General features: G+C 31.6%; 4 protein-coding genes. 3 read left to right on the plus strand and 1 reads right to left on the minus strand.

What is annotated here, in order from left to right:
* Positions 1–638: 638 nt before the first annotated feature.
* Positions 639–2066 (minus strand): hypothetical protein, encoded by a 1428-nt coding sequence (locus tag BG20_RS00980; protein ID WP_010189744.1) that lies wholly within the window; start codon positions 2064–2066, stop codon positions 639–641.
* 222 nt (positions 2067–2288) lie between these two features.
* Between BG20_RS00980 and BG20_RS00985 the strand changes: the two genes are divergently transcribed.
* The 3 genes from BG20_RS00985 to BG20_RS00995 form a co-directional block, all read left to right on the plus strand.
* Complete coding sequence (locus BG20_RS00985; protein ID WP_048096956.1) at positions 2289–3212, plus strand: sensor histidine kinase; 924 nt, start codon at positions 2289–2291, stop codon at positions 3210–3212.
* Complete coding sequence (locus tag BG20_RS00990) at positions 3205–4359, plus strand: ATP-binding protein (RefSeq protein ID WP_238527428.1); 1155 nt, start codon at positions 3205–3207, stop codon at positions 4357–4359. The genes BG20_RS00985 and BG20_RS00990 overlap by 8 nt, the downstream gene beginning before the upstream one ends.
* A 39-nt stretch (positions 4360–4398) precedes the next feature.
* Positions 4399–4745 (plus strand): coenzyme F420-0:L-glutamate ligase (locus BG20_RS00995; RefSeq protein ID WP_010189750.1); only part of this gene is annotated, 347 nt, incomplete at its 3' end.

Genomic DNA, 4745 nt, shown 5'->3' on the forward strand with positions numbered 1-4745 from the left:
TTTTTTTTGAGTGTTGACAGTTGAAGATTCAAGAAATCATGCAAACTGCCAAACAGTTAGGACGTAGAATCAACAATTTAGAGGATTTAGATGAAGATACCCTACAAGAGATGCATCATGCGATAAAGGAATACGCAAAAAATAAGAACAATTCACATGTGATTGACTATATGTGGTAGGGATCAGTTTTTTATTTTAGAAAATCCATATAGTATCCCATGAGACTTGCAAAAGAATGCATGATTTGTGGTAAGAGCTATATCGGGTTTGAAAAATACTGTAGTAGGCATTGTCTAGCAGAAACCTATGGAAAAAAGTAACTTTTTGAGGATTGTTATTTTTCTTGATGAGATTTTGTTTTTTTAAAATTACAGTTTAGCTAATTTGAAAACACAACTTCCAATATAGTAATATGGCATATAGACAATACAGACCCTATATCGAGACGGGTTCGAGGCATTTTCCCTCGACCTTTCTCAATTTTAATTTAAAACTACAAACATAATGAAATCTTTTCATCTAACAAATCATACGTATTCTTTTTTAGTCAATAACACTCTACATTGCCCAGAGAAACAGGACGATCTCCTATCAGGCTCGACCCGATATCATGTGAATCTGTTTCTCAAATGAGATTATTAATTTCTCTTTATGGCTTCATATTTTGAAAAATCAGAATTCCAAACTATTTGGACATAAGGATCAAGTTCGTACGTATCAACAAATTCTTTAAGGCTTTTTTTATAGTCTACATCCAGTATTTGCAGTGCTGCTATCTTTTCTTGCAATAGATTATCCTGTGTGGAGTCATATTGTTTTCTTATTTGCATTATTTTTGTGCTAAGCTCCTCTAATGTCATACCCGGACGCTCATTCTGGTTTTTTATAGCAAGTTTTTCGTCAGATTTTGATTCTTCAAGTGCATTAGCATATTTTTTGTCGTATTCTTTCTTCAAACTTGCCTGCTTAATTGCTAGGTCATTATCGAATTCTTGGAGTTTTTGGTTGATTTCCATAATAACAACTGAAGTATCCTTGTCATCAATTTTGTTTAAGATGTATGATTGCACATCAGGTTTTTGTGCGACTCCTTGTTCAATCCACAAGTCAGCTGTTTCTTTCAACACACATGAATATTTGCCAGATTCTAAAGCATGTATAACAGTAAATCCATCATTGCATTTTGTTATAGGGGTTACTGCAGTTACATCTGACTTGGTTTGAGAGATTCCAGTTATTTCTCCCATTCCATGACGTATCCACATCTCAGCAGTAGACATTGAAACACAAACATAGTCATTTGCATGGAAGCGATAAATTACAGTAGAACCTTTTCTGCATTCAGTATCTGCAGTTGTTTTTTCCAAGTCGTCCCATGATATTTTATCATTTGGATTTGCTTGAAGATATGCAGGATTTGTTCTGTAATCCTCATAGTATTTTCGTAGTTGCTCACCAGTGATAGGAGTTTCAATGAATTGTCCTTCTTTGTTAAAGAGAATCTGCTGATTGTAATATGCCAAGTTATGATTAACATTAAAGATACTGTTTGCCTCAATTAGTTCAATTCGTTTTGTTTCCGCTGCATTTAGATATGCTTGACGTGCTTCACTTAGAGAACCTCCATTAGCTATGACTTTTTTTAATGCTTCTTTTCCAGCATTAACTTTCATCTGATGAAATTCAAACTGATCCCAAAAAACATCTTGTATCTGAGAATTTTCAACGGTATTTACAAATCGAGAAAAAGAATTCTTTGGAGAATAGTATTCCCATAATGCTTCCCATTCTTTTAGATCCTGATTAAGCTTTTCAAGTGCTTGAGATCGTTTTGTCTCAAGTTCTTTTTTTGCCTCTAGTTTTTCATAATTTTTTTCTTCTAATTCTTTAATCCATTTTTTTGTCTGTTCTATTTTTTTCAGAATATCTTGTGCAACAGGATTATTTGTCAAGTCACCAGATAATGTAACTTGCTCACTTGAATCAGATTGTGAAAAAGAATAGTTTACAGAAATTACAGAAAGTACAGAAATTCCCAGTAAGAGAACATAGAAAATCAGATTCACAGAAAAAATGATTCAGAATCACTATTTAAGAAATACTGAGAAATCGCATGTAAAAATATGCACAAAGAAGATTGTCAAGATGGGTATATGAATATAAAATAATATGTTCATAACATATTAGAATATACGGTGTTTGTTTAATTTGCCCACACATCATTTTAGGAAGGAAAAATAAATAATTATTTTGTGAAAGCCATAGTAAAAGTTGGAGTATTAATGATAATGCAGATTTCAGTTATGATATTTACTACTAATTATTTACTTTCAGAAGGAACTGCAACTACGGGTAGATTTGAACTACAAGGAATTAATCAAGTTTCAATTGAGAATATTTCACAAGATGAAAAATTTGATTCTAAATTTAACAAATTATCTGTGTTTGGATATGATGGGAATTTTTTTATAATTATCAATGTGGCATCTAGTTTTGCAATGATATTAGGAGTTGTAACACTATTAAAGATAGAGACTAAGAAAAAAATTCAAACGGAAAAGATGGCAATAGTGGGTGAGATGGCTTCAAGAATTGGACATGACATAAGAAACCCTTTATCAGTTATTCAAATGTCAATTGAAAATCTCAAAAGAACATATGAGATAAATGAACAGCAGCAAAAACAATTTGATAAAATTCAACGTGCAATATTTAGAATCTCTCATCAAATGGATGACGTGATGGATTTTGTAAAAGCACCAACCATATCAAAGAAACAATGTTCACTGATTTCAATGTTAGAAGAAAGTGTTAAACGAATAAAAATTCCAGAAAACATCAAGATCATATTTCCTGAAAAAGACACCGAGGTACTATGTGATGAAGAAAAAATAACAATTGTTTTTGTAAATATGATGCTCAATGCTATTCAATCATTAGAGAGTGGCGGAACTATAACAATTTCAGCAAAATCAAACAAAAAAGAAGTAATGGTAAAAATTGAAGATAACGGAATTGGAATAAAACCAGAGATTTTAAAAAGAGTCTTTGAACCACTTGTCACAACAAAACAATCAGGGACTGGGCTTGGGCTATCTAGCTGTAAAAGCATCATAGATAGTCATGGTGGTTTTATTGAAGCTTCAAACAAATTTGAAAAGGGTGCAATTTTTTGCATTCATTTACCTAATAGAGGAAAAGGAATTGTCTGATCAAGATACACACAATGAATCACTTAAGAAAAGCGTGGTTGAAAGTATTATGCGAAAATACATGCATAAGGAATCTGAGGGAAAGGAATTAGATCCTCTTGATGAACATCCTCAGACATTATTATTCAAAAATGAGGAGCCTACTAAAATTGACTCAGGGTCTAAATCAAATGAGACAAAAGAGAATGAGCAAGTTGAAAGTAATATTTCAAAAGCCCTAAATGAAATCATCGACAAAGCATTGGCCAATACTCCAAAAAAACCACGTAAATCCTTTTCAAAATACTTGGAGAAATACATAGAGCCTGAAAAATCTAAAGAGGTATTAATTACATTACAAAAAGAAATTGAAATTGAAAAGCAAATACAGGCAGAAATTAAACACAGTATAGATACCAAGTCTAAATCATTAAAAAAAGCAAGAACAGAGCTAGTTGAAAACCAAAAAAAATTAGATTTGGTTATAGAAACAGAAATTAAAAATTTTGAGAATAACAGATTAGAATTAATTGGTAAAATGTCTTCAAAGATGGCTCATGACATTAGAAATCCACTTTCTGTTTTAAAAATGCAAGTTGATTTAATGAAACTAAAGCAGAAAAAACAGGAAGATGAGATTATGAGTTCATCAATAACAAGAATGGATAAAGCCATTTCTGATATCACAAATCAAATTAATGATGTCCTAACTTTTATCAGACAACCTAATTTAGAATTAATTTCTTGTGATTTAAAAGATATTGTAAATAATTCAATTGAACAATTACAAATTCCAGATAAAGTTACAATTACGCAGTCAGTTGATTCACTAATAATTAGATGTGACATGACAAAAATCAAGGGAATCATAACAAATATTCTACATAATGCCATTCAGGCAATTAACGGGAAGGGGGAAATTAGTATAGTAGTTGAAGAGAATGAAAAAACAATAGATATCAAAATTACTGATTCAGGTCCTGGAATTCCAGAAAACATAATGGATAAAATATTTGAGCCGATGTTTACTACAAAAGCTTTAGGAACGGGTTTGGGATTGGCTTCATGCGTACAATTTCTTGAAATGCATGGTGGAACAATTAAGGTAAAAAACAACCCTACAACATTTACAATTACACTTCCAAAAATTCATCCTTCAACAATCTAGTCAAAACAGTAAAAAAGAAAAGAAACTCCATATCACATCATGCCACTAACAGTATCACCTTTAATGTCAGAACGAAAAGAAAATGAATTTGATGTATTTGAGGCACTTTTAGATACACTTGAGAAGAACAATCAGATACTTCAGGAAGGAGATATTGTGGTGATATCAACAAAATACATTTCTAATTCACAAGGCAGACTAATTGATTTGAGTAATGTTAAAACTTCAAAAGAAGGAGAAGAAGTATCCAAGAAATTTCAAATAAGGCCAGAAATTGCAGAGGTGATTCTAAGAGAATCAGATAAAATTTTTGGTGGGATTACAGGATTTGTTATCACATCTGCTGATAACATCATGGCTCCAAATGCTGGAATTGATAAATCAAA

This window comes from Candidatus Nitrosarchaeum limnium BG20 (assembly GCF_000241145.1).
Lineage (GTDB): Archaea > Thermoproteota > Nitrososphaeria > Nitrososphaerales > Nitrosopumilaceae > Nitrosarchaeum > Nitrosarchaeum limnae.